The organism is Sphingomonas bacterium (genome assembly GCF_903642285.1).
GTDB lineage: Bacteria > Pseudomonadota > Alphaproteobacteria > Sphingomonadales > Sphingomonadaceae > Sphingomonas.
In genome coordinates, this window is sequence record NZ_CAHJWJ010000002.1 from 15,540 (window position 1) to 38,529 (window position 22,990).

Below are 22,990 nucleotides of genomic sequence, written 5' to 3' on the forward strand. Positions count from 1 at the left end.
AACAATGGTTCGTGCAATTGCAGCGGTCGTCGGCGCCGCGTTCGTCTTCGTGCTGGCGCTCGCGCTGTTCGGCACCGTGTCCGATCGGATCAAGACGCCCCCGGCCGAGACCGCGGCGGAATGGGTCCATGATCGCACCCCGTCGCTGAACGCGGACCTGCCCTCGGCCGGGCTGCTGGGCAAATATGACGACCGTCAGCTGCAGCGCGGGTTCCAGGTGTTCAAGGAGGTCTGTTCCGCCTGCCATTCGATCCGTCTGGTGGCGTTCCGCGACTTGCAGCAACTGGGCTATAGCGAGCCCGAGACGAAGGCCATCGCGCAGCAGTGGCAGATCGAACAGCCGTCGCCCAATCCGGATACCGGCGAAACGGCGACCCGCAAGAATTTGCCATCGGATCATTTCCCGCTGGTCTTCGCCAATGACATCGCCGCGCGCGCCGCGAACAATAACGCGGTGCCGCCCGATCTGTCCGATATCACCAAGGCACGCGAAGGCGGGGCGGACTATGTCTATCGGCTCGTCGGTCACGGCTATGGTCCGCAGCCGGCCGAGTTGCTGAAGGAATTCCCGGATATCGCGACGCCCAAGGGACTATATTACAACAAATATTTCGCGAACCTCAACATCGCGATGCCGCCGCCGCTGAAGTCCGATGGGCAGGTGCAATATACCGACGGCACCAAGCCGACCGTCGACCAGATGGCGAAGGACGTCGCGTCGTTCCTGACGTGGACCGCGGAGCCGAAGCTGGAAGCGCGCCACGCCGGCGGGTTCGCGGCACTGATCTTCCTCCTGATCTTCTGCTTCCTGTGCTGGGGCGCGTATCAGAATGTCTGGCGCGACGAGGTTCACTGACTGGTTCGGGAAGGCGTAGGTCCTTCGCACCGGAGGTGCTCCCGCACGATGCAGACGATATCGCCGCCTGATCGGTAGGACAGTAGTCCTACCGGAACTGCGGCGTTCGTCGTACGTTCTGCAATGATCGCGGCGCGTTCTACGTCGCGCCCAGCGTACGGGACGAGATATCATGCTCAGGAAAACAGGAATTGCGGCGCTCGCCATTGGGTTAGCGGTTGGTTTGTCGGGTTGCGTAGACGATTATGGCTATGGCGGCGTCGGTGTCGGCTATGCCGCGGCACCGGGCTATTATGGCGATGGTCCGTATGGCGACGGTTCCTATGGCGACGGGCTATATGGCTATGGCGGCTATGGCTATGGCGCGAGCTATTTCGGCTGGTACGGCGACTTTTATTATCCAGGGTCGGGCTTCTACGTCTACGACCGGTATCGCCGACCCTATCGGTGGAACCGCGACCAGCAGCGTTACTGGAGCGGACGTCAACAATATCGCGGCAACGGCTATACCGGACGCGGCAATTGGGGCGCGTTCGCGAACCGTGGCGGCGGGACGCCCGGTACCGCTGGTGGCGGCTTTCATGGCAACGGCGGCAACCGTGGCGGAGGGAGCTTCCACGGCGGCGGCGGCTTTCACGGCGGTGGCCAATCGGCGCATAGCGGCGGCGGCCACCGCTGAGCAGACGGGCGGGGGATCGCGACGATCCCCCGCCGTCAGACGGATCGCGTCGAGATCAATCCGTTCGAAACGAAGGTCATTACCTTCACGTCATGCTGATTGTAGACGGTCATCCGGCTCTTGAAGATACCCATTTCGGGCCTGCTCGCGGATCGGCGCTTCTCGACGATTTCGGTTTCGCAGCGTAGCGTGTCGCCGGGATAGACCGGGGTCAGCCATTTCAGCTCGTCGATCCCCGGAGAGCCGAGCCCGGCCTGCCGATCCGCCTTCATATTCTCGACCACCATCGCCATCGTCATCGCCGCGGTGTGCCACCCGCTCGCCGACAATCGCCCGAAATGCGTCGCGGCCGCCGCCTCGTCGGACAGGTGAAAGGGCTGCGGGTCGAATTTCGCCGCGAACGCCACCACTTCGTCACGCGTGACCGCATAGCCGCCGAAGCTGGCCTTGCGGCCGATTTCCAGATCCTCGAAATAGAAACGGTCGTCGGTCATCGGCGTGGCCCTCCCCCGGTATATCGTTGCCGGTCTCACACGAATGTTCGCGGATTTGCCTTCCCCGTCCCGGGCAAGGAACAAAAGATCAAACGTTGAACCGGAACAGCATCACGTCGCCGTCATGGACGAGATATTCCTTCCCCTCCTGCCGCAGCTTCCCCGCATCGCGCGCGCCGCTCTCCCCGCCCAGCGCGACATAGTCGTCATAGGCGATCGTCTCCGCACGGATGAAGCCGCGTTCGAAATCGGTGTGGATCTCGCCCGCCGCCTGCGGAGCCTTGGCACCGGTATGGACGGTCCAGGCGCGCGCTTCCTTGGGACCGACGGTGAAGAAGGTCAGCAGATGCAGCAGCTTGTAGCCCGCGGTGATGACGCGGGCGAGGCCGGTCTCCTCCAGCCCCAGCTCCGCCAGGAACTCGCCGCGGTCCTCCGCGGGCATCGTCGCGATCTCCGCCTCGATCGCGGCGGAGACGACGACCGCCTCGGCCCCCTCCGACTTCGCTTTCTCGAACACGCGCGCGCTGTGCGCGTTGCCGTCGGCGGCATCGCTTTCGTCGACGTTGCAGACGTACAGGACGGGCTTGGCGGTCAGCAGCTGCGCCTGCGCGAAGATGCGCGCTTCTTCCTCGTCGCGCGGCTGGGTCAGTCGTGCGGGCTTACCCTGCCTTAGCAGGTCGAGCGCCTGGCCAAGGACCGCCGCGCCGATCTTCGCCTCCTTGTCGCCCTGCGTCGCCTTCTTGGCGAGCGCGGGAACGCGTTTTTCCAGGCTGTCGAGGTCGGACAGCATCAATTCCATCTCTACCGTCTCGGCATCCGCGATGGGATCGACCTTGCCCTCGACATGCGTGACGTCGCCGTCCTCGAAACAGCGCAGGACATGGACGATCGCGTCGACTTCGCGGATATTGCCCAGGAACTGGTTGCCCAGGCCCTCGCCCTTCGACGCGCCGCGGACCAGCCCGGCGATGTCGACGAACGCCAGCTGCGTCTCTATGATCTTCGCCGAGTGGGCGATGGCGGCGAGCGCATCGAGCCGTTTGTCGGGAACGCCGACATTGCCCACGTTAGGCTCGATCGTGCAGAACGGATAATTCGCCGCCTGCGCCGCGGCGGTCTGCGTCAGCGCGTTGAAGAGGGTGGATTTGCCGACGTTGGGCAGGCCCACGATGCCGCAGCGGAAACCCATGGATATGTCCAGTCCGGAAAAGTGGCGCGGCCGATGGCGCGCGGGGATCGAGGCGCTTTAGCGGGTGGGAGGGGTTAGCTCAACTCTCCGTCACCCCGGGCTTGTCCCGGGGTCCAGAGCCACAAGGGTCATCGCGTGCGGCTCTGCATGCCGGGACAAGCCCGGCATGACGTGGATCACCGCGCCAGCAACACCCGCGCCTGACCGGCGATCTGCGCGAGCATCGCGGCATTCGGTGTCGCGGCATGGCGGGCGCGGTCGATGACGGCCTTGAACTGCGCGACCCGCGCCGCATTGGCCGACAGCCACGCATCCACCGACACCTGCGGTTCGCCGCCGCCGACGCGCGCCAGGAAATCCAGCCGCAATTGCTGGAAATCGCGCGCCAGCCCGGCGATCAGCAGCCGCTCCCAGGGGTCGCTCGGCGACAGCCGCGCCGCCGTCGACTGCGCCCAGTCCAGGCCGAGCGCCTGGCCCAGATGCGTGAAGGCGCGGGTCAGTATCGCCTCGTCGATCCGCAGCCGTTCGCCGAGTGCGGCCAGGCCGACCGCGCCGTCGAGTGCGAACAGCCGCACGACGCGCTGCGCAAGGTCCGCCGGCGCCCCCGTGGCCGTAAGCGTGGCGGCGATCGCATTGCCCTGTGCACGTGCCTCGTCGAGCAGCAGCGTCGGGATCTGCCGATCGAGCGCGGCGATGCCGTTCGCCAGCCGCGCGAGCACGCTGCCCGGATCGGTGCCCGGCGCGCTGACTCGCAACAGGTCCGCGATGTGCGACCGCGCCGCGACCGCGGTCTCGTCGAACAGCGCGATCCGGCCCGCCTCGGGCATCGCGGCGGTCTCGATGTCCGTCCACAGCGAATCCAGCCCAAGCAGACGTTCGGCGACGACGAACATCGCCGCGATGTCGACCATCGCAGCACCTTCCTCCTCCGCCAGTTCGAACGGGTAGAGAATACCCATCCGGTTGACGATCCGGTTGGCCAGCTTCGTCGCGACGATCTCGCCGCGCAGCCGATGCGTGTCGATCGCGGTCGTGTACCGTTCGCGCATCGCGGTCGGGAAGGCGGCGTGGAGGTCGGGCTTCAGCGCGTCGTCGCCCCCCAGCGTCCCGTGCTCGATCGCGTCCTGCAGCGCGAGCTTCGCGGTCGCGAGCAGCACCGCGAGTTCGGGCCGGGTCAGCCCGCGCCCGTCCTGTCCGCGCCGCATCAGTTCGTCGTTGCTCGCCAATCCCTCGACCGCGCGGTCGAGCCTGCCGGTTTCCTCGAACATCTCGATCACGCGGACATAGCTCGGGATCGCGGTCGGGCCGTCCTGCTCCGCGATCGACAGCGCCAGGGTCTGGAGCCGGTTATCCTCCAGCACGAGGTGCGCGACATCGTCGGTCATCTGGGTCAGCAGCGTGTTGCGCGCGTCGAAGGGCAGGCGGCCTTCGTTCATCTCGCGGTTCAGCGCGATCTTGATGTTGACCTCGTTGTCCGAACAATCGACGCCTGCCGAATTGTCGATGAAGTCGGTGTTGATCCTGCCGCCGCGCAAGGAGAATGCGATCCTCGCGGCCTGCGTCACGCCCAGGTTGGCGCCCTCGCCGATCGCGGTGACGCGCAGGTCCTCGGCGTCGACGCGCAGCCGGTCGTTCGCCGGATCGCCCACCGCGATGTTCGCTTCGGACGCGGCCTTCACATAGGTGCCGATGCCGCCGAACCAGAGCAGATCGGCAGGCGCCTTAAGGATCGCGGTGATGAGCGCCGCCGGTTCCAGCGTGTCGGCCGTGATGCCGAGCGCGGTACGGGCTTCGGGGGACACGCGGATTGTCTTCTCGGTCCGCGCGAAGATGCCGCCGCCCCTCGAGATCAGCGACGCGTCGTAGTCCGCCCAGGACGAGCGCGGCAGCGCGAACATCCGCGCGCGTTCGGTCCAGCTCACGGCGGGGTCGGGCGCGGGATCGAGGAAGATGTGGCGATGGTCGAACGCGGCGATCAGTTTCAGCGTCTTCGACAGCAGCATGCCGTTCCCGAACACGTCGCCCGACATGTCGCCGCAGCCGACGACGGTGATGGCTTGGGTCTGCACATCGATCCCGCGCTCGGCGAAATGCCGCTGCACGCTGATCCACGCGCCCTTGGCGGTGATGCCCATCGCCTTGTGGTCATAGCCGTACGACCCGCCGCTGGCGAACGCGTCGCCCAGCCAGTAATCGCGTTCCAGCGCCAGCGCGTTGGCGACGTCGCTGAACGTCGCGGTGCCCTTGTCCGCGGCGACGACGAAATACGGGTCTTCGCCGTCGAGGATCGTGACACCCTGCGGATGGACGACCTTGCCCGCCGCGATGTTGTCCGTGACCGACAGCAAGGCACGGATGAACACGCGGTAGCTCTCGGTGCCCTCCGCCAGCCACGCGTCGCGGCTGACGGGGGAGGGGAGCTGTTTGGGGTAGAAGCCGCCCTTCGCGCCGGTAGGCACGATCACCGCGTTCTTCACCCGCTGCGCCTTCATCAGGCCGAGGATCTCGGTCCGGAAATCGTCGCGCCGGTCGGACCAGCGCAAGCCCCCGCGCGCGACCGGGCCGGCGCGCAGGTGGATGCCTTCCACGCGTGGCGAATAGACCCAGATCTCGCGCCACGGCACCGGGGCGGGCAGGCCGGGGATCAGGTGGCTGTCGAACTTGAACGCCAGCGCCTCGGCAGCGGCGGCCGCGAAGGCGTTGGTGCGCAGCGTCGCGGCGATCAGGTTGCGATAGGCGCGCAGGATACGGTCGTCGTCGATCGCCGACACCGCATCGAGCGCTGCCGTCACCGCCATATCGGCGGCGGCGATGTCATGCATGGCGGCCGGATCGTGCGCTGCGGCGAAGCGGTGGACCAGCGCCTTCGCGAGCGCGGGCGACCGGCGCAACGCATCGACGACGGTCGCCATCCCGTAGGTCAGCCCCGCCTGGCGGAGATACCGGAACCAGGCGCGCAACAGGATCACCGATGCGGGCGCGAGGCCGGCCTCGACGATCAGCCCGTTGAACGCGTCGTTCTCCGCCGTCCCGCGCAGCACCGCGGCGATCGCGTTCTCCAGCACCGCGGGATCGTCCGCGAACGCGCCGCCGCCGACCTCGACCGCGAATTCATGGACATGGGCCGCGGTCTCGTCCGCCAGTCTCGTCGGCAATTCGCCGATGACGCGGAAGCCGAAATTCTCCAGCACGGGCACCGCATCGGACAGCGCCAGCGCGCCACCCAGGCGATAGATTTTCAGCCGCTGCTCCGGCCCCGCCTGCGCCGGATACAATCGCACCGACCGGTCCTGATCGTCGGCCAGCGCGGCGATCCGCTGGATATCCGCGGCCGCCTCGTCGATCGTCGTGGCGTTGCGGTAGCTTTGCGGAAAGGTCGCCGCCCAGCGCAGCGCCAGCCGCGCCGCTCGTGCCGGACCGACCTGCTCCGCCAGCGCGGCCTCGGCATTGGGCACCCAGCCGCGCACCATCTGTTCCAGCCGTCGGTCGAGCGGTGCCGGATCGGGCATCCTCCCGCCGGCGCGGACGTCGATCGTGTACCGGGTCAGCGCGACGCCGCCGTCCTCGAGCGCGATCGACCAGTTCACGACGATGCCGTTCGCGGCCGCCGCGAGCATTTCGCCGATCGCGACCCGGCGCGACGTCGTGACTTCGTCGCGCGGCAGCCAGACGAACGCGAACACATGGCGTCCCAGCGCGGACTCGACCAGGACCAATGCCGGTCGCGGCCGGTCCGCCAGCGACATCGCAGTCAGCACCAGCCTCTCGAGCGCCGCCGGCGCGAAGGCGCAGACCAGGTCGTGGGGCAGGGCGGTCAGCGCGTGGGTCAGCGCCTTGCCGGTGTGACCCTTGCGATCGAACCCGAATTTCGCCTCCAGCGCCGCCAGCCGCGCGCGCAGCACGGGGACGTCGCGCGGCGGCGCGGCAAGCGCTGCGCTGGTCCAAAGCCCGGCATGGATCGACAGGCCGGTCACCGTGCCGTCCGCCTTCACCGGTACGACGACCAGGTCGAGCGGCACCGCCCGGTGGACCGTCGAGATCAGGCTCGACTTCAGCAGCAGGGGTGCCCCGCCCCCCTGGTCGAACCACGCGGCGGCGAGCGTCCTCGACGCGTCGGCGAGGATCGGCGTGGCATGCGCGTTGCGCGCGATGCCCAGCGCGACACCCGCGCCTTCCGCCCGGTTCCACATCTGATGGCCCAGCAGCGTGAAATGCCCGTCGAGAAGCCACTGCAGCAGCGCCGCGCCTTCGCCCTGCGGCAACGCCGCCTCGTCCGCCGCCATCGCGCGCTGCAGCTGTCGCCAGTCGGCGACCGCCGCGCGCACGTCCGCCAGCACCGCGATCATCTGATCGATCAGCGTCCGCCGGTCGCGCGCGTCGATCCGGTCCATCTCGATATAGATCAGCGATTCGGGATTACCGGCACCGCCGATATCCGTCAGTTCGCCCGCGGCATTGCGCGTCGTCCGGACGATGGGGTGGATGATCCGGTCGATCGCGATATCGCGCGCGCCGATCGCGGCGGCGATCGAATCGACGAGGAACGGCATGTCGTCGTTGACGATGGCGAGGCGTACCCGCCGGCGCGTATCGTCCGATGCCATCGGCTCGATCGCAATTGCCGGTGCCTCGTCTGTGCGGACCAACCCGGTCGCGACGACGAACGCCGCGGCCGCCGCGACCTCCGCAGGACCGAACCCCGTCAATTCGCCCGGTAGCGCGCCCTTGGTCAATCGGGCGGAGAGCGCGTCCGACAGCGATGTGGTCGAGATGTCAGCCATGGCTGCCGCGTATGAACCGGGCGGGTGACGTTCTCAAGACGCGAAACGATGTTGCGCCGCAACGTAACTTTACGCGAGTGCGGTCAATACTCGCTTATTCAGCGCGGCGTCATTGGCGATGCTGCCCACGACATCCAGCGTCCCATCCGCCGCGACCCGTGCCACCAGCACCACGAGGCTGCCCGGCGTCGCGCCCGTGTCGATCGACACATGCGCCATCGCAGGACGATCGGCGAAGGCGGGCTGCGGCACCGGTACCGCGACGTCGGGTTTCCGCGCGGCGCGCTCCGCGGCGACCACCGCCTTCACGCCGCCGTCGAACGCATCGAGGAACAGCGGCAGCCCGCCCGACGCGACGCCGTTGCGCGCCGCATGCTGCAGCACCGCGGCATATTCGGTCAGCCGGGTCTTGTCGTAATCCGCGCCGAAGACGAGCTTCACGACGGGGGTCATCGGCGCGCGCGCCTGAACGACGATGCCCGCCCGGCCGAGCAATGCATCGTATTCGGCCTGGGCCCCGGCCGCGGCAATCGCGAAATCATGGGCACGGCCGAGCGCGCGGTATAGCACCGCACGGCTGCGCGTATCGGCTGCGCGTGCCGCGGCGGCGCTTTCACGCGCCATCATGAGCCGGTCGTCGAGCGATCCGATGAAGACCCCCGGGATGCTTTCGCCATCGGCTCCGTCATCGGGCGTACCGAAACCGCCGCTGGGGCCGTCCGCCCAGATCGCGGGCTCGCCGGGCATGGCACCGCCATGGACGGCGGCGGCCAGTTCGGCGTCGAGCGAGGCCTGGACCTGCTGGTTGGCGACTTCCTTCCAGTTGATGACGCCGTAGATGAAATCGATCGCGTCACCATCCGACGAGAACGGCATCAGGATCCCGCGATACAGGGTCGTCAGTCCGCGCGTGTTGACGAATTCCGCTTCGAACCCGATCGGCGCGCGATTGGCGATGATCTGGAGATAATGATCGGTCAGCCGCGAAAGCAACGACCGGGTCGGCACGTCGGCGATCCGCGCGACGCCGATCTCCAGCCCGCATTCCTCGCGTAGCGTTCGGCCGAGATATGCGATCTTCGGATCATCGATCCCGCCGGAAAAATCGAGCAGCGCGCTGTTCGCGCCGAAATCCACGATAGTGTCGGGATCGAGGTCCGCGATCGACGGATAGGGGCGTCCGCGCAGCAGCGACACCCAGTGATTGTACGCGCGGACATGCATCCGCCGCTCGTCGCCGCCCAGGTCGAACATCGCATCGTCGAAGCTGGCGTCGACATCGGTATCCGCTACATCGTCCTGATCGACGCCGGCGTTCCCCCGGTCAAAGCCGCGTGCGCTGTCCATGCCACAGATCCCCGTCCGCCAGGGCACATCCCCGACCGCGACGATCCTTGTGCACCGCCCGTGGTAAACGAGACGTAAAGCCCTGCGCCTTCATGATCGATTGGCCCGTCCATGCTTGTCAGTCGCCCCCCGACCTGTTAGCCGAGCCACCACGTCGGTCGCGAAACGGCCGCCGCCACGCCGCCTTAGCTCAGTTGGTAGAGCATCGCATTCGTAATGCGGGGGTCACAGGTTCGAGTCCTGTAGGCGGCACCATTCCCGCGGTATAATGGCGCAACTGCACCACAACGATGTTTGTGGTTCGAACTTACAGGGCCAGCCATATTCGCGGTGTTTGGTAGCAAACGCACCACGGACGGCTTGCTCTCGCTACCGGCGCGTCGGGTGTAAATAGGCGTCGAACTGGGCCCCCAGATCGGCGTCCAAGAGGAACCCCCTTTTCTGATGTTAGGCTGTTGTCCCGGTAGTCCATAGGAGTGACCCGCGGCCGTCGCCGCGCGCCGCCACGAGCGCTGGCGGTGACGGCCGTGGGAGGTTCCTGTGGACCCACCGGGTCAACAACCGGGAGGGGGGTCCGGGGGAGGGTTTTAGCTGCGGTTTCGCCGCCGCCAGCTGTCATTGCCGGCCTCGACGATGTCACAGTGGTGAGTGAGCCGGTCGAGCATGGCCGTCGTCATCTTGGGATCGCCGAACACGGACGGCCACTCGCCGAACGCCAGATTGGTGGTGATGATGACCGAGGTACGCTCGTAAAGCTTGCTGACGAGGTGGAACAGCAGCTGGCCAGCGGAGCGGGCGAACGGAAGATAGCCGAGCTCATCGAGGACGACGAGATCAAGCCGGGAGAGCTGGGCAGCCAGGGTCCCTGCCTTGCCGATCCGGGCCTCCTCCTCGAGCCGGTTCACACACCTAGCGCAGCTTTCAACGCACCAAGATAGGGTTCGAAATTGCGCCACTGGTCGGCACCGCTTCGATCGATCGGGCGGCGCACCTGCTCGGAGCTTGCGGTGCGGACAGCGCGCGCGGTCTCGTAGAATTTCAGGCATGACTCCTCTAATGCCAAGCCCAGGAAATCCAGCATGCGCCTTGTCTGTCCGCCAACATCCTGCAGCAGGTCTTCGTGGTGGACTGTGAGGATCCGCCCCGGCAGCGCTTCGTCCCAATGATCCATCAGCCGCGTGTAGCCACGGTAATAGCGGCCGATCTGTTCCAGACCGTAGCTGAACTCCTGCCCCTCGGCGAACAGCTGCTTGAAGCCGCTGAAACAGCAGGCCATCGGCTCGCGCCGTGCGTCGATGATCCGGGCTTTGGGCAGCATGAGCGCGATCAGGCCCAGATGCCGGAAGTTGTTGGGCATCTTGTCGATGAAGAACGGCGCACCGGCGCGGTAGGTTCGCGTGTCCGCGATATAGCGTTCGCCCATCGCCGTTTTACGTGCCGTCGACAGCGTGGCGAGGTCGTGGGGATAATGGGTGGCGGCATCGGCGTCCGTCCTGCCGGATAGCCGTTGCACCTGGGCGAGCACGTTCGGCAGCTCGGCGGTGCCGTCGATCAGCGAATGGCTGGCAAGAATCTGCTCGATCAAGGTCGATCCGGAGCGCGGCAGGCCGACCACGAAGATCGGGTCGGGCGCGGCGCTCCCACCCTCGGACCGCGCGAACAGTTCGGGCGGCGTCGCTGCGATCATCATCGTGATTTCGTCGTCGAACCGATCCGCGTCATACCCGCTACGCGCCCGCTTCAACGCATTCCCCTGCTCGTAATGAGCGAAGGACGCCGCATAGTCGCCGCGATCCTCAAGCGCCTTGCCGAGCGCGAAATTCAGATGGATTCGGTCGATCTCGGTCACGCGCGGTGCGCCCTGCCAATGGCGAAGCGCGTCCAGTTCCGCGTCGGTGAACCGGTAGGTCTTGAGGTTGGCGAGGCTCCAATAGGCATCCCCGAAGTCCGGCCGGGCCTGGTACGCCGCGCGGTAGGCACCGATGGCGGCGTCCTGCCGCCCGATCGTCTTCAACGCGTGGCCGCAGGACAGATGGACGCTCTCCGCCTGCGGCCAGGCTTGCAGGACGGTCTCGTAGATCGCGATCGCGCGCTCGAACGCGCCGAGGCCGACGCAGATGTTGCCAAGCAGCACCTGCCAGGCGATCTTGCCCGGTTCGAGCTCGGCCAGGCGCTCGGCCACGCGCAGGGCTTCCGCATATTTCTGCCGCCGGTTAAGAACATTTGCCTGTTCGCTCAGCAGGCGCACATCGTCGGGCGCGATCTCCAGCGCAGCCTGTAACAACGTCTCGGCGTCATCGAGGATGTTCATCGCCAGGCCGATCACCGCCAATTGGCGCATCGCCTCAATATGCCGCGGATTGACCTTCAGGAAAGCGCGGCACAGCGCCTCGGCCTTCAGCAGCCGTTTCTCCGCGATCAGGTTCTCGACCGCAGCCAATTCGCGCGGCAGCGCCGCCAGCCATGCCGCCTGGCGCTCTGCTTCGGTGGCCAGATGCGGCTGACCGGCATGCTGGTGGATCGCCTGAAGCGTGCGCCATGACGCCTCGAGCGAGGGATTGAGCGCGACCGCCTTGCCATAGGCACGCGCGGCCTCGTCCATGCGCCCTTTCGCGCGCATGATATGGCCCTGCTCCTGCAGAGCGCGGCCGTGATCCGGTAACACGTCGAGCAGGCGACCTAGAGCGACCTCGGCTTCATCCAGTCGGTGCGCATACCGCAAACCCACAGCCAGGATGTAAAGGGCATCAGGGTGTTCGGGCCATTTCGCCAACGCCAGTTCGGCTGCGGCGATGCAGCCGGTAATATCGCCCCGTTTCAGCCGGAGCGCCGCGTCGTCCGTCACTATTGAAGGATCGTCGTTCGTCATGGCTTTGCGCGTGGCGATGGGGGGCCGGATTGCCACCCGTCATCGCCCAATAATCACATTTCGACGCTGATCTTCAACCCTATGGTGCGTGGCCGATTGGTGGTGATCAGATCATAGACGCTCGTGATCGCATTGCCGTTGGCGTCTCTGGGACTATAGTGACTGTTATCGTAAAGATCGGCGCGCTTATCGGTGATATTGTTCGCGTATAGTATCGCGGAATACTTGCCGTGGGTAATGCCGGCCGACAGGTTGAGTACGCCATATGGTGCCTGTTTCTGACGTTCCTCGCGGTCGAGCGAGCTATAGCTCGACGATGCCGTCTGGCCGCCAATCTCGGTATAGAGAGTGTTGTCAGCGATCGCCCAGCTATAGCGCGCGCGCAGGTTGGTCTGGATGACCGGCGCCTGCGACAGACGCGAGCCGACCGGAACGACATCGGCCGCAAGGATCGGGTTACCCAGGATCTTGGTCAGCCGCGTATCGTTATACGAGACCGCGCCCGTGACCTGGATATGGCGCGTGGGACTAATCGTGAAGTCGCTTTCGACGCCCTTGATCCGCGAATTCGCCGCGTTGTAGGTGTAGAATAGCTGGGCAATGCCGACGTTCTGCGTCGTCAACTGCATGTTGTTCCAGTTCATCAGATAGGCGGTGCCGTTCCATCGCACGAGTCCATGCAAGAACGTCGTCTTCCAACCAGCCTCGTAATTGATAATTTTGTCCGAGACGTAGGTCTCCGGTATCGCGGAGTCCGCCTTGGCGGGATTGGGATCATAGCCACGATTGAATCCGCCGGGTCGGAAGCCGCGCGAATAGGTGGCGTAGAACAGGAGGCGCTGGCTTGGTGTCAGCGTCAGCGTAAAGCGCGGAACCGTGCCGTTCTCGCTCTTCGGCGATACGTTCGAAAGCAGCTGATCGATGTTGCGCCCGTAAAGCCCGGGGCCGTAACGGTTGCCGAACGACGTCGACCCGTCGAGGCTGTAGACGAGATGGTAGCGGCGAAGACCACCGGTCACGGTCAACAGGTCGCGCAGGATATCGAACGACGCCTCGCCAAAGAACGACAATTGGTGGCTGCGCGACGTATAGTCGTTGATGAACTGGATACCGGGCGCGCGCAGATTGGGATTCGACTCGGTCGATCCGGGGATCGGGCCGTTCTGAACGAAGCCGTTCAGCGTGGATGCCGGATAATCGAAATCGCCCTGGTCAGTCGTCTTGGACGAGTCGTGATAGACACCGACGGTAAAGCGAAGCCGCCAGTCCTTCGGCGTGCTGATCCGGAGTTCATGATTCCACCGCTCGGAATCGATATGCCCGATATAGCCCAGCGTAGGATCGGAGCAGTGGGTATATTTGGCGTTGCAGACATAATAGGGGATGAACGGACCCACGTTGCCGTAGGACGTGTAGTCCATCGTCTGAAACGCGGTGCGGTGGAGATAGCCGCCGGTGTAGATGACGTCGAGCGGTCCGATCTTGCCGTCGATGTTCCATGACACCTGATCGAACTTGTCGTCGAGGTGATCGGGATAATAACGCTGGACCTGCAGATCGCCCACATCGGGATCATAGGCGAAAACGCCGTCGGTCGTGAGGTCCTGGTGCGAGAACTGGATGAGGGCGCTCCAGTTGTGGACCGGCTCGACCTTCAGGCCGATGCGCACGCCGCGATAGGTATCGGTGTTGAAGTCGTTGCGCACCAGCGGGGTATTATTGGCGGCGTCGTACGTGGCGCCCTTCCCCGGGTAATAGGGGTTGTAGGGCGAGAGCGTCTGACTGCCGGAAACATTGTCGATATATCCCCCGTCATGGCTATTGTACGCGGCGACCCGCAGCGCCGCCACGCCGTCGATCAGCGGAACGTTGACATAGCCCTCGACGCTGTTGCTGGGTGATCCGTGCTCGGTCACCGATGCACCCATCGTGACCCCCGCCTCCCACTTGTCGAGATCGGGCTTGTGGGTGATGAGGCGCACGTTGCCGGCCTGCGAGCTGGCACCGAACAACGTACCTTGCGGTCCCGACAGGACCTCGATCCGCTCCAGGTCGGTTACGTAGATGTCGAGGTTGCGCCCCGTCATGGTGACGGGCTGGTCGTCCAGGTAAAGGGCGACGTTGGGCACGGTGCCCTGCGCGCCGGACAGCTGGACCCCGATCTTGTTCGACGCGATCCCGCGGATATAGACGTCGTTCTGTCCCGGGCCCGTGCCGGCGAAGCTCACGCCCGGCAGGTGCGACACATAATCCTGGAAGTTCTGAATATTCTGCGACTTGATCGTCTTCGCGTCGATCGCTTCGATCGCGATCGGTACGCGCTGGATGCTTTCGGCGCTTCGCGTCGCCGTGACGATGATATCGCCCGTATCTCCGGCAGTGGACGGTTGCGGTTGCGCCTGCGCGGAGGCCGTTCGTACGGCGACAGCCGGGGTCGGAACGACCGAGGTCGGGGCATCGCTCTGGATCGGCGTCAAAGGCTGTGCCGCAGGCCCTGCCTGAGCGGCGGTGGCCGCCGCGCCGAAGGTCGTCAGGGCCGTTCCGCTAATTAGCACGCTCCAAAGTCGCATCGGCTACCCCCTTTTCTCTGCGTGCTGACCTTTGGCCATTCTCACGCCCGACCCTCTGATGGTATACCGCCAATCGCATGGTGGCAATGGTTACTTTACTCCCAAGAAAAACATTTTCCCTTATCCGTAATAGACAGCGGACATTCGCTCGCCCGCCACCGATCTCTATCTCGTTGTCGGTTGCGCCGATCGATATGCCGGGATCGAATCCGGACCCGCTATTGCTTCTCGACCAGCATACTGGCCGCGATATGCGATGCTTCGCGAATATGCTCGCGGCAGGCGTCGCTTGCCGCCTGCGGATTGCGGTCTTCGATCGCCGTCACGATACGCGAAAGCCGTTCGATGCCGGCGGCTTGCCGCCCTCGTGCCGACAGCGTCAGCGCGCGCATCTGGCTGATGCGTCCGTTCAGCCGCTGCACGATCTCCCAGGCGATATCGTGGCCGCCGGTCTCGAAGATGATCTGGTAGAACCGTGTCGTCGCCCGCAACGCACCATTGGAGCTGTGCGTCTCATGCGCCTGCCGGATCTCGTCGAGAGCAGCGCGCAACTGGCCGCCGGTCTCCCGCGTCGCCGCTTCGGCGCAGGCGGCCGCAGCGGATGATTCCAGCAGCAGCCTTATCTCATAGATCTGCTGTGCTTGGTCGATCGACAGCGTCATCAGGCGGGGCCCCGACAACGTGTTCTCGATGAAACCTTCCGACTCGAGGTTGCGGATGACTTCGCGGATGACCGAGCGGCTGACCCCCAGACGCTCCGCCAATGTCCGCTCGATCAACCGCTCGCCCGGCTTGATCCGTCCTTCGATGATCGCATCACGGACGCGCTCGAGCGCGATGATCCGCAATGTCTGGGGCCGCACCCCGATCCGCTCCAGCGACTCGTCCATCTGTATCGCATTGCCTCAATGTGTGGCGATGTTGTCGCAGAACATGTTGCACCTGTCAATGTTGGTGGTATACCAGAAGACGGCATACAAATAGGGCGGTTCAGATGGCTCTCAACATCCGCAAGCTTGTGACCTACCAGGATGAGACCCGCGTCGAAGGCGGCAGGGCGGCTACGCGGCCGGTGCACAGCGTCCTCGTCGCTGCGGTGCTGACAGACCCCTGGGCCGGTCGCGGCTTCGTGGAGGACCTCTCGCCAGAGATCGGTGCCTGCGCTTCCGATCTCGGAGCGCTGCTCGTCGAACGCCTGACGGCCGTCATCGCCGCCGACCGGATCGAGGCCTATGGAAAAGCGGCGGTCGTCGGCGCGGATGGCGAGATCGAACACGCCTCCGCGCTGATCCACACTCTGCGCTTCGGCAATCATTACCGTCGGGCGGTCGATGCCAAATCCTATCTCAGCTTCACCAACAAGCGCGGTGGCCTCGGTACGTCGATCCAGGTGCCGATGATGCACAAGGACGACGAAGGCCAGCGCTCGCACTACATCACCGCCGAGTTTGCCATCGCCGACGCACCTTTCGCGGACGAAATCGTGGTCGTCCTGGGCGCGGCCGACGGCGGCCGGGTGCATCCGCGGATCGGCAACCGGTATCTCGATCTCGAAGCCATCGCAGCGGAAGAAGCGGTCCGCGCGTGATGATCGGCGACGGAGGCGAGGACGGATCGATCCGTGCGGCTTACGACGACAGCGGCGGCGATCTGCCGGCGGTCGTGCTGATCCACGGCGTCGGCCTGTCGCGCGAGATGTGGTCGGCCCAGATCGACGCGCTTCGGGACCGATACCGGGTAGTGACGCCCGACATGCTTGGGCATGGTGCCAGTCCCCGGCCGGGCCGCGAGGCGACGCTGGACGATTATGCCGATCATGTCGATGCGGTCATTACGCGCGCGGGGATCGACCGCGCGGCGATGGTCGGCTTTTCGATGGGCGCGCTGGTGGCGCGCGCGTTCGCGTTGCGGCATCCGTCGCGACTGACCGGCCTTGCGTTCCTCAACGGCGTCTTCGCACGCACACCCGAGGTCCGGGCATCGATCCTCAAGCGGGTCGACGAGGTCGCGACAAACGGTCCTTCGGCGAATATCGACGCAGCGATCGGCCGCTGGTTCAGTCCCGACTTCCGGGCGTCCCATCCGGACTATCTCAGACGCTTGCGTCGGGGTTTCGCGAACAACGATCCCGTGGGATACGAGACCGCCTACCGGCTGTTCGCCACCCAGGACTCGTTCGGATCGGATCGCCTCGGCTCCATCAATTGCCCGGTGCTGGTCGCGACCGGCGAACTGGACGTCGGATCGACCCCGGCGATGGCGCACGCGCTGGCCGCGCATATTCCTGGCGCTGCCTTGCGGATCGTGGCGGGTGCCCGCCACATGATGGCGGTCGAGATGCCCGCAATCGTAAGCGCCCTGTTGCTGGATTTCCTGAAATCGCTGCCGGTTGCGAACGGCATTGGAGAGAATGCATGAGCATGACCGAATGCCAAATGTTGATCGACGGCGCGTGGACCGCGGCGGCGTCCGGCCGGACGTTCCTGTCGCGGAACCCCACCACCGGAGAGGATTGGGCGATCCTTCCCGACGCGGACGCGGCCGATGTGGACCGGGCGGTGCGCGCCGCCGACGCCGCCTTCCATGCCGCCGCCTGGCACCGTACGACCGCGACCGCGCGCGGCAAGCTGCTGCGCCGCCTCGGCGACCTGGTCGCCGCCAACGCCGCCGAGCTGGCCGAACTGGAGACGCGCGACAACGGCAAGCTCATCCGGGAGACGCGGGGGCAACTCGCCTATCTGCCCGAATTTTTCTATTATGCCGCCGGTCTCGCCGATAAGCTAGAAGGCAGTACGCTGCCGATCGACAAGCCGGACATGTTGGTCTTTACCGTGCCGGCACCGGTGGGCGTGGTGGCGGCGATCATTCCCTGGAACAGCCCGCTCTATCTCACCGCGATCAAGCTCGCGCCGGCACTGGCGGCGGGCAACACATTGGTCGTGAAGCCGTCCGAACACGCGTCCGCCAGCATACTGCGCTTCGCCGCGCTGGTGAAGGAGGCCGGCTTCCCCGATGGCGTCGTGAACGTCGTTACCGGCCTGGGCGGCGGAGCGGGCGCGGCGCTGACCAGCCATCCGCTCGTCCGCCGCGTGGCGTTCACCGGGGGGCCGCAGACCGCGCGCCATGTCATCCGCGCGACCGCAGAGAACTTCGCCAAACTCTCGCTGGAGCTGGGCGGCAAGTCGGCCAACATCGTCTTCGACGACGCCGATCTGGAAGGCGCGGTGAACGGTGCGGTCGCCGGCATCTATGCCGCCTCCGGACAAAGCTGCGTCGCCGGATCGCGGCTGCTGGTGCAGGCGGGGATATACGACCGTTTCGTCGCGGCGCTCACCGCGCGCATCGCTCGGATTCGCATCGGTGATCCGCTGGATACCGCGTCCGACATGGGGCCGATGGCGACGGCGCAGCAGCTCGAGATCGTCGAGACGATGATGGCGCGCGCCGTCGAGCAGGGTGCCGTCGTGCTGGCGGGCGGCAGGCGGCCGGAGGGGCGGGACGGCTGGTTCTACGAGCCGACGCTGATCGCGTGCGACGACGCTACGTTGGACATCGTGCAGAACGAGGTGTTCGGTCCGGTAGCCGCGCTCCTGCGCTTCGATGACGAAGCGGAAGCACTGGAGCTGGCCAACGGCACGAGCTACGCGCTGGCCGCCGGTATCTGGACCAAAGACATCGCGCGCGGCCATCGGCTGGCGCGCGACGTCCATGCCGGCATCGTCTGGGTCAACACCTATCGCGCGATATCCGCCATGGCACCGATCGGCGGCTACGGCGTCAGCGGCTACGGCCGCGAGGGCGGCATTCAGTCGGTGCTGGACTATACCGAACTGAAGACCGTGTGGATCAACCTGTCGGAAGACCCCATGGGCGATCCGTTCATGATGCGATAGCCGACGATCAATCGCCGGCGGCGTCGATCTCGGCAAACGCTTCGCGGGCGAGGCGGAAGCTGTCCACGCCGGCCGGTATGCCGACATAGACCGCGATCTGCAGCAGGATTTCCCTGATCTCCTCGCGGCTGAGGCCGTTCGTCAACGCGCCGCGCACATGCGCCTTCAACTCATGCGGACGATTGAGGGCGGCGATCATGCCGAGGTTGAGGATACTGCGGCTCCTCCGGTCGAGCCCGGGCCGGTTCCAGATCGCATCCCAGCAATATTCGGTCGTGAGTTGCTGCATCGGCCAGCTGAAGTCGTCGGCCGCGTCCAGCGCCTTGTCGACATAGGCGTCGCCCAGGACGGCGCGCCGGGTTTCCAGGCCGCGGTCGAACCGGTCGCTTCGCTCGCGCGCGTCCGCCGTCATGTGTCTACCCCTTCCACGATCAGGATCTCGGTGTCCGCGGCACCGGCCCGCCGTTCGCGCGCGACGCGGTATTCGGGCGAATCGTAGCAGGCGAGCGCCGCCTCCATGCTATCGAACTCGATCACCACGCTGCGTTGGCGCGGGGGCGGTCCTTCCAGCGCGATGATGCGTCCTGCGCGCGCCAAGATGCGGCCCCCTCTTCCGATGATGGCAGGAGCGCCCAGCGCCATATAGGCGGCATAAGCCTCGGGCTCGGTTATATCGACCCGTGCGATCCAATAGGCCTTGGGCATCACGCGAACGCCGGCGCGACATGGTCGATGAACAGCCGGATCGAGTCGCGTTTTTCTTCGAAGGTCAGGCTGTTGTCGACCCAGATGCTGTATTCGTCCACGCCGATGGCTTCATACCTCTTCAGGCGGCCGATGATCTCGTTCGGCCGGCCGATCATCATATTCCTGCGGATCGCGTCGGGGGCAAGGTCGGGGAACTTGTCGACGTCGAGCGGCGGCACGTCGTGATGGAAGCCGTTGACCGGCGGCGTCCGATTGCCCGCCCATGTGCCGAAGGCGCGGTAGAAATACGAGATGCCGTCCGCCGCGCGGTGCCAGTCGTCCGCGCCCGCATGGACATGGGCGTGCTGCAGCACCATCAGCTGCGGGCGGGCGACGCTGGGGTTCGCGGCGCAGGCTTCGTCGAATTTGCGGGTCAGGTCCTCGACCTCCGAATCGCCCTTGAACAGGGGCGTCACCATCACGCTGCATCCGTTAGCGACCGCGAAATTGTGCGAGTCGGGATCGCGCGCGGCGATCCAGATCGTCGGTGCCGGCTGCTGCACCGGCTTGGGGACACTGGTGGACACCGGGAACTGCCAGATCTCGCCATCATGTGCGACGTCGCCCTCCCATAATTGGCGGATGAGCGGCACCATCTCACGCAGATATTTGCCGCCGGCATTCGCGGACTCGCCGCCCAGCAGGCGGTCGAATTCGAACTGATAAGCACCGCGTGCCAGACCGATCTCGGCGCGCCCGTTGCTGATGACGTCGAGCATCGCCGCCTCGCCCGCGAGGCGGATCGGATGCCAGAACGGCGCGACGAAGGTGCCTGCGCCGAGCCTGAGCTTCGTGGTACGCTCCGCAATAGCGGACAGGAGCGCGATCGGATTGGGCGAGATGGTGAATTCCATCGCATGATGCTCGCCGATCCACACCTTATGCAGGCCGCCTTGCTCCGCCAGATCGCAAAGCTGGAGCAGCTCCTCGAATAACTGGCGATGCGAGATGGTAGCGTCATATCGCTCCATGTGCAGAAACAGCGAGAACTTCATCGAACGTCCCTTTCCGCCAAAATTCCCGATCCGCCAATATTGACGCTTGCACTGGTCGACACGTCAAAATACCGTAAGATGGTATACCGCCGCGATCGTCCAGCTAGAAGGAACCGCCGAGCATGGCAAGTCCGGCCGATAGCCAAGGGATGGTGGAAGAAAACAGCATCGGCTTCGTGCCGTTGGCGGCACGCCATGGCCGCGTCCGCGACCTTTTCACCCTGTGGTTCACCACCAATATCGCGCCGTTGCCGGTCGTCACGGGGGCAATGGCGATCGAGGTCTATCACCTTCCCTTGGTCTGGGGGATCGGCGCGATCGTCCTCGGTAACGTCATCGGCGCGTTGGTGCTCGGGGCATGCTCGGCGCAGGGGCCCCAGATGGGGCTCGCGCAGATGATCCAGAGCCGCGGACAGTTCGGCCGCTATGGCGCGCTTCTCGTCGTGGTCTTCGCGACCCTGATCTATCTCGGCTTCTTCACCTCGAACATCGTCCTGGCCGCCAAGTCGATCCATGCGCTGCAGCCGGGGATCGCGCTGCCGTTCGGCGCGATCGGCGCGGCGCTGGCGGCGGCGGGGATCGGCATCCTCGGCTATAACGTCATTCACCTGCTGAACCGGATCGGCATCTGGTTCATGGGATCGGGTCTGCTGCTGGCCGCCGCCAAGCTGGTGATGGCGATGCCCGCCGGGGTCTGGACGGCGGGCCGTTTCACGATGCTCGGCTGGCTGTCGATGTTCTCGCTCTCCGCGGTCTGGCAGATCTCCTACGCCTGCTACACATCGGACTATTCGCGTTACCTGCCGCCGACGATCGGCATCCGCGCGCCGTTGCTTGCGAGCTTCGCCGGTGCCGCGTTGGGGGCCGCGGCGTCCTTCTCGCTGGGCGCGATCGCGGTCGCGGGCATGCCGATTAACGCCGATCCCATGGCGGCGATCGGCACTGCGATCGGCGCGCTCGGACCGGTGCTGATGATCCTGTTCGTGCTCAACATCGTCAGCCACAATGCGCTCAACATGTACGGCGCGGTGCTGTCGCTCATTACCATGACGCAGACGTTCGCCGTGGCCTGGATGCCCCGCCGCCGCGCGCGCATCGTGCTGTCGAGCGTGGTGCTGGCCGGGTGCCTCACCGTCGCCACCGTGTCTGCCGACGTCTTCGTCCCGCGCTTCATCACCTTCGTGATCGGGTTGATGGTGGTGCTGGTCCCCTGGGCGACGATCAACCTGCTGGACTTCTACCTCATCCGCAAAGGGCATTACGACATCGCCTCCTTTTTCGAGGCGGACGGCGGCATCTACGGTCGCCTCTCCCTTCCGGCGACGTTGGCCTATAGCGCCGGCATCCTGATCCAGATTCCGTTCCTCGCGAGCACGCTCTACACCGGTCCGATCGCGCACCGGCTGGGCGGGGTCGATATCGGCTGGTTGGTTGCGCCCTTGGTGACCGGCACGATCTATCTCGCGCTGAGCGCGACGCGGAAAGGAAAGGGGGCAGGGGCTCCACCCTATCCGGTCGACTCACGACGGCATGTTTCCTCAGCGCCGTGACCGACTGGGACTTGCGCCGAAGCGTAGCGTGAACCGGCGCGAGAAATGGGCCGGGCTGCGGAAGCCGCAGGCGAACGCGATCTCGATGACGGACAGCCCGGTGCGGCGCAGCAGCTCGGCGGCGCGGTCCAGGCGAATGGCCAGATAGGTGTCGGCGATGCCCGCACCGAGCTCGGCAACGCACAGGCGTTCGAGCTGGCGCAGCGAGACACCGGCCCGCCCCGCCAGCGCAGCGCGCGGCAGCGGGTCCTCGAGCGCCGCCTCCATCGCCGCCAGCATCGGCAGCAGCCGCCGGTTGGTGGTGCCGTAGCGTGCGGCCACGCCGACGCGCTGGGAAAGGTCGGGACTACGCGGCTCGGCGCGAATGAACCATTCGCCCACCCGACGGGCGAGCGCGCGCCCGTGGTCCTGCTCGATCAGCGAGAGCGCGAGGTCCAGCCCCGCGGTCCCTCCCGCGCAGGTCATCCGGTTGCCGTCGATGACGTAGAGGCCGTTTTCCAGCACGACATCCGGGAATGCCGCCTCCAGCGCGACCGCATGTTCCCAATGCACCGTCGCCCGGCGGTGGCCGAGCAGTCCGGCGCGCGCGAGCAGATAGGGGCCGGCCGAGACGCCGCCGATGCGGATGCCTTTCCGCGCGAGCGTCCGCAGCCACGCAAAGCACGCCTCGTCGACGAAGTTCGCGGGGTCCCCCGCCGCGAACACCACCAACGTGTCGCAATCCACCGCGTCGCCGACCTCGACGTCCGCCACCAGTCGCGCGCCGTTGGAGGCATAGGCCTCGCGCCCGTGCAGCGCCACATGGCTCCAGCGATAGAGCTGCGCGCCGGACAGGATGTTGGCGGCGCGGAACGGCTCGATGAAGGCAGCATAGGACAGCAGCGAGAAGCCATCCACCAGCAGCAGGCCGAGCGTGACCGGCACCGAACGCGCATGATTGTCGTTCTGAGACATCATTTCGTCGCCTACAGGATCCCGCAGTTCCTGTTAAGAAGCTAGATTTCTTGTCACACAGTTGAT

At 65.7% G+C, this 22,990-nt stretch carries 17 protein-coding genes, 1 tRNA gene and 1 pseudogene; 7 read left to right on the top strand and 12 right to left on the bottom strand.

Features of this window, described 5'->3' with window-relative positions; genetic code table 11:
• Nucleotides 1-4 precede the first annotated feature (4 nt).
• Complete coding sequence (locus HUU99_RS01280; protein WP_174284771.1) at nucleotides 5-856, top strand: cytochrome c1; 852 nt, start codon at nucleotides 5-7, stop codon at nucleotides 854-856.
• Between the two features lie 172 nt (nucleotides 857-1,028).
• The gene (locus HUU99_RS01285) at nucleotides 1,029-1,535 is read left to right on the top strand and encodes a hypothetical protein (RefSeq protein WP_174284772.1); all 507 of its coding nucleotides are present in this window, start codon (nucleotides 1,029-1,031) and stop codon (nucleotides 1,533-1,535) included.
• A 35-nt stretch (nucleotides 1,536-1,570) separates the two neighbouring features.
• Here HUU99_RS01285 and HUU99_RS01290 read toward each other — a convergent pair whose 3' ends face one another.
• The 4 genes from HUU99_RS01290 to HUU99_RS01305 form a co-directional block, all read right to left on the bottom strand.
• A complete protein-coding gene (locus HUU99_RS01290; RefSeq protein ID WP_174284773.1) occupies nucleotides 1,571-2,029 on the bottom strand; it encodes a MaoC family dehydratase in 459 nt (152 codons plus the stop codon).
• Between the two features lie 88 nt (nucleotides 2,030-2,117).
• On the bottom strand, nucleotides 2,118-3,218 hold the full coding sequence (gene ychF / locus HUU99_RS01295; RefSeq protein WP_174284774.1) for a redox-regulated ATPase YchF: 1,101 nt from the start codon (nucleotides 3,216-3,218) through the stop codon (nucleotides 2,118-2,120).
• Nucleotides 3,219-3,394: 176 nt separating this feature from the next.
• Entirely contained in the window at nucleotides 3,395-7,999 is a 4,605-nt protein-coding gene (locus HUU99_RS01300) for an NAD-glutamate dehydrogenase domain-containing protein (RefSeq protein WP_174284775.1), read from the bottom strand.
• A gap of 69 nt (nucleotides 8,000-8,068) precedes the next feature.
• Entirely contained in the window at nucleotides 8,069-9,346 is a 1,278-nt protein-coding gene (locus tag HUU99_RS01305) for a PAS domain-containing protein (protein WP_174284776.1), read from the bottom strand.
• Nucleotides 9,347-9,525: 179 nt separating this feature from the next.
• Between HUU99_RS01305 and HUU99_RS01310 the strand changes: the two genes are divergently transcribed.
• A tRNA-Thr gene (locus HUU99_RS01310) sits at nucleotides 9,526-9,601 on the top strand.
• Nucleotides 9,602-9,933: 332 nt separating this feature from the next.
• On the opposite strand, the pseudogene HUU99_RS01315 reads toward HUU99_RS01310, so the two are convergent.
• The 4 genes and pseudogenes from HUU99_RS01315 to HUU99_RS01330 all read right to left on the bottom strand — a co-directional run.
• A pseudogene (locus tag HUU99_RS01315) lies at nucleotides 9,934-10,251 on the bottom strand (ATP-binding protein); the annotation flags it as partial.
• A complete protein-coding gene (locus HUU99_RS01320) occupies nucleotides 10,248-12,191 on the bottom strand; it encodes a tetratricopeptide repeat-containing sulfotransferase family protein (protein WP_254602850.1) in 1,944 nt (647 codons plus the stop codon). The gene HUU99_RS01320 and the pseudogene HUU99_RS01315, both read right to left, overlap by 4 nt.
• Before the next feature lie 77 nt (nucleotides 12,192-12,268).
• Nucleotides 12,269-14,785 (bottom strand): TonB-dependent receptor, encoded by a 2,517-nt coding sequence (locus HUU99_RS01325; protein WP_174284778.1) that lies wholly within the window; start codon nucleotides 14,783-14,785, stop codon nucleotides 12,269-12,271.
• A 218-nt stretch (nucleotides 14,786-15,003) separates the two neighbouring features.
• A complete protein-coding gene (locus HUU99_RS01330) occupies nucleotides 15,004-15,633 on the bottom strand; it encodes a GntR family transcriptional regulator (RefSeq protein WP_254602851.1) in 630 nt (209 codons plus the stop codon).
• A 146-nt stretch (nucleotides 15,634-15,779) separates the two neighbouring features.
• Here HUU99_RS01330 and HUU99_RS01335 point away from each other — a divergent pair, with 146 nt between their 5' ends.
• Genes HUU99_RS01335 through HUU99_RS01345 form a run of 3 tightly spaced genes read left to right on the top strand, consistent with a single transcriptional unit; the run spans nucleotide 15,780 to nucleotide 18,678 of the window.
• On the top strand, nucleotides 15,780-16,373 hold the full coding sequence (locus HUU99_RS01335) for an amino acid synthesis family protein (protein WP_174284780.1): 594 nt from the start codon (nucleotides 15,780-15,782) through the stop codon (nucleotides 16,371-16,373).
• On the top strand, nucleotides 16,373-17,203 hold the full coding sequence (locus HUU99_RS01340) for an alpha/beta fold hydrolase (RefSeq protein ID WP_174284781.1): 831 nt from the start codon (nucleotides 16,373-16,375) through the stop codon (nucleotides 17,201-17,203). The genes HUU99_RS01335 and HUU99_RS01340 overlap by 1 nt, the downstream gene beginning before the upstream one ends.
• The gene (locus tag HUU99_RS01345) at nucleotides 17,200-18,678 is read left to right on the top strand and encodes an aldehyde dehydrogenase (RefSeq protein WP_174284782.1); all 1,479 of its coding nucleotides are present in this window, start codon (nucleotides 17,200-17,202) and stop codon (nucleotides 18,676-18,678) included. The genes HUU99_RS01340 and HUU99_RS01345 overlap by 4 nt, the downstream gene beginning before the upstream one ends.
• Before the next feature lie 7 nt (nucleotides 18,679-18,685).
• Here the strand turns inward: HUU99_RS01345 and HUU99_RS01350 are convergent, their stop codons facing one another.
• Genes HUU99_RS01350 through HUU99_RS01360 form a run of 3 tightly spaced genes read right to left on the bottom strand, consistent with a single transcriptional unit; the run spans nucleotide 18,686 to nucleotide 20,420 of the window.
• Entirely contained in the window at nucleotides 18,686-19,090 is a 405-nt protein-coding gene (locus HUU99_RS01350) for a carboxymuconolactone decarboxylase family protein (RefSeq protein ID WP_174284783.1), read from the bottom strand.
• Complete coding sequence (locus HUU99_RS01355; protein WP_174284784.1) at nucleotides 19,087-19,383, bottom strand: DUF1330 domain-containing protein; 297 nt, start codon at nucleotides 19,381-19,383, stop codon at nucleotides 19,087-19,089. Before HUU99_RS01355 ends, HUU99_RS01350 begins: the two co-directional genes overlap by 4 nt.
• Complete coding sequence (locus HUU99_RS01360) at nucleotides 19,383-20,420, bottom strand: LLM class flavin-dependent oxidoreductase (protein ID WP_174284785.1); 1,038 nt, start codon at nucleotides 20,418-20,420, stop codon at nucleotides 19,383-19,385. Before HUU99_RS01360 ends, HUU99_RS01355 begins: the two co-directional genes overlap by 1 nt.
• A 122-nt stretch (nucleotides 20,421-20,542) precedes the next feature.
• On the opposite strand from HUU99_RS01360, the gene HUU99_RS01365 reads away from it, so the two are divergent.
• Nucleotides 20,543-21,970: a purine-cytosine permease family protein gene (locus HUU99_RS01365; RefSeq protein ID WP_174284786.1), complete on the top strand. Its 1,428-nt coding sequence runs from the start codon at nucleotides 20,543-20,545 to the stop codon at nucleotides 21,968-21,970.
• Here the strand turns inward: HUU99_RS01365 and HUU99_RS01370 are convergent.
• Complete coding sequence (locus HUU99_RS01370) at nucleotides 21,959-22,894, bottom strand: GlxA family transcriptional regulator (RefSeq protein WP_254602852.1); 936 nt, start codon at nucleotides 22,892-22,894, stop codon at nucleotides 21,959-21,961. The genes HUU99_RS01365 and HUU99_RS01370 overlap by 12 nt on opposite strands.
• Nucleotides 22,895-22,990 lie beyond the last annotated feature (96 nt).